Genomic DNA, 2,913 nt, shown 5'->3' with positions numbered 1-2,913 from the left:
TATTTTCTATAGCACAAAACTGTTCGGACTCCTGAAAGGTAATCAGCTGTAGCTTTTCCTCCGCAGCGGTAACACGGATCCGAGCTCCCGGTTGTAAGACATGGCAAGGCCCACTATCCGCACAAACATAGCATGCGTCACGGTTATCTTCGTTGGCTACAATTTCCAAGACGCGATGTGCTGCAAAGACCAAAGGCGCTGTATGTACATTATGCGCGCAGACAGGTGTCAACACCATAACATCTGCAGCGCCGTCCAGAACCGGGCCGCCAGCAGAAAAGGAGTATGCCGTAGAGCCGGTAGGTGTTGCCACAATCAGACCATCGCTGCGATAACGGCTGACAAAAGACCCGTCGCAATACACACTATAATCCATCGGATGCATACGGGTTTTGCCAAATACTACCAAATCATTGATCGCTTTTGCCTGCCAATCCGTTTCTATGGCACACGCAGATAAAAGTCCACGGTAAGAAACTGTATAGGCCCCTTTAGCCAACATCTGCAATTTTTGGGGCAGTTCTTCCACCTCGCAGGTTGCCAAAAAACCTGTGCGCCCCAAATTCACTCCCAACACCGGCTTATGATGGAGGATACAAGCGTGTCCACTGCGCAGCAAAGTTCCGTCACCACCAATGGTGATTACCTGATCGGCCTGCCGGTAAGCCTCATCCTCCGGCATAGGCGTCACATATGGCAGTGAGGAGAGCATTTCCTCTTGCGGAACAAGAACCGTTGCCCCCAAATCGTGCAGCATATTGGCCACACGGCTGGTAACCGCTAATTCCCGGTCTTTGATGGTGTTGGGAATGAGCAAGACCGTCATACGTGTCGTCCTTTCCTTCAATGTAAATTGGGTGCCTTGTCCAACATTTCGTGAGCCGCACGCACTACTTCCTCTATGCGGCCCTGCGGCAACGGTTGTGGTTTTTCGCTATGCTGTACATACAACAAAAACTCGATATTGCCTTCCGGTCCCTTAATGGGAGAAAAATCCAGACCTGCCGCCGTAAAGTGATTGGCCAGTGCATATCCCTGTGTCATCTCTAAAACTTCCCGATGGGTTGCTGGATCTCGCACAACGCCTTTCTTACCGACCTTTTCGCGTCCGGCTTCAAACTGGGGCTTCACAAGACATACGCCTACCGCCTCCGGGGTGCAAATCTGGTCCGCCACCGGGAAAATATGCTTTAGGGAAATAAACGAAACATCCACACTAAAAAAGGCAATCTGATCCTCGAGATCTTCCGGCTTTACATTGCGAATGTTGGTCCGTTCCATATTGATGACACGTTCATCCGTCCGCAAGCTCCAAGCCAACTGACCATATCCCACATCCACAGCGTATACCTTAACCGCACCGTTTTGCAGCATACAATCGGTAAACCCGCCGGTAGAAGCTCCAATATCCATACAGACTTTTCCGTCAGGGCGCATGGGAAATACCTGCATAGCTTTTTCCAGCTTTAACCCACCACGGCTGACATACCCAATGTCGTGGCCACGTACTTCCACCTTTGCATCCGGTGCAATCATTTCTCCGGCTTTGTCCACCTTTTGCTCATTGACAAAAACGATGCCGGACATGATCAACGCCTTGGCGCGTTCTCGGCTTTGTACAAGGCCATTCTGGCAAAGATATTGATCCAGACGGATTTTGCTCATAAAGTTTTCTCCTTTATATGGGCCAATACATCAGCCGTCAGCGCCGCCGCATCCAGTTTTTGGTCACGGCGAAGCTGCGGAACATTGGCATGCAGCAGATGGGTGTTATCCACACCATGCAGAAGGTAGGTGCCCTTCCAACCATTTTGCTGCATTGCAAAGGACAACTGTTCCCCGATGCTGCCCGTTCGAACAGAATCTTCTGCAAAAAGAATACAATCGTATTGGGAAAGTGCATTGCACAACCCTTCCGGCAGCGGATACAGCCGTACCAATTTATAACAGTCTGCCGCGACGCCCTTCTGTTGGAGTAAGTCACAAGCTGCAATGATTTCTTCGGCTTCCGCGCCATAACTAACCAACGCCACACGTGCATTGGCTCGGGTCTCAATGCGGTCAAACGGATTTCCACTGCAGCCTAACGCCTCCAGAGCGGGCTTCACTTCACCACGGGCATAGCGAATTGCCCGTGGGCCGCGAGCCTGCTGCACCAGATAGCGCAGCCAATATTGCAGTTCCTCATAATTTGCCGGAGCATATACGGGAATACCGATCTGGCTAAAGAAAGCCGTATCGTAGATGCCTTGATGCGTTTCGCCATCTCCCGGAACCAAGCCGGCGCGATCCACCGCAAACAGAACGTCCAACTTCATCAAATTCACATCATGGATGATCTGGTCGTAGGCACGCTGGAAGAAGGTCGAATAAATGGCCACTACCGGCAATAGCCCTTGGCTGGCCAAACCTGCAGCGAAGCTCACTGCATGTTCTTCTGCCATTCCCACATCAAAGAAGCGTTCTTCATGTGCATGCTTAAAGAAGTTGAGGCCGGTGCCGTATTTCATGGCAGCCGTAATTGCACACAGGCGCGGCTCCTCATCGCCCAGCTCTGCCAACGCAGAACCAAAGATCGTAGAAAAAGAATCTTTCGGTGACAATTCCGGATCCGTCAAATGATTGAGATCGATGGAGGATACTGCATGAAATTCTCCAGGATTCTCCTCTGCCGGTTTTAGGCCTTTCCCCTTCTGGGTCACGACATGCAAAAATATAGGCGCATACTGTTCCCGCAAGTTGTTCAGCATATGATCCAAGAGGATCACATCGTGGCCATCCACAGGTCCGATATATTGGAACCCCATTTCTTCAAACATCGTTGAGTGATAAATACCACGGCGCACAAATTTTTTCCCGTCTTGCAGCAGCTTTACCAGTGCGTTGCCAGCCAACGGAATGCTCTCGAGGACA

General features: G+C 50.8%; 3 protein-coding genes. All 3 read right to left on the bottom strand.

What is annotated here, in order from left to right:
- A partial coding sequence (locus Q0526_RS06640; RefSeq protein WP_298731830.1) for an NAD(+)/NADH kinase occupies positions 1 to 826 on the bottom strand: 826 nt, incomplete at its 3' end.
- 17 nt (positions 827 to 843) lie between these two features.
- A complete protein-coding gene (locus tag Q0526_RS06635) occupies positions 844 to 1,665 on the bottom strand; it encodes a TlyA family RNA methyltransferase (RefSeq protein ID WP_298731828.1) in 822 nt (273 codons plus the stop codon).
- Positions 1,662 to 2,913: 1-deoxy-D-xylulose-5-phosphate synthase N-terminal domain-containing protein (locus tag Q0526_RS06630; protein ID WP_298731826.1), on the bottom strand; the 1,252-nt coding region annotated here is incomplete at its 5' end. The genes Q0526_RS06630 and Q0526_RS06635, both read right to left, overlap by 4 nt.

Source organism: uncultured Subdoligranulum sp., from assembly GCF_937890665.1.
This window is presented reverse-complemented; position numbering and strand designations above follow the sequence as displayed.

Bases quoted from the DNA above. Each gene is read 5' to 3' on its own strand.
- Q0526_RS06635 (WP_298731828.1), bottom strand. From the start codon at position 1,665: ATGAGCAAAATCCGTCTGGATCAATATCTTTGCCAGAATGGCCTTGTA.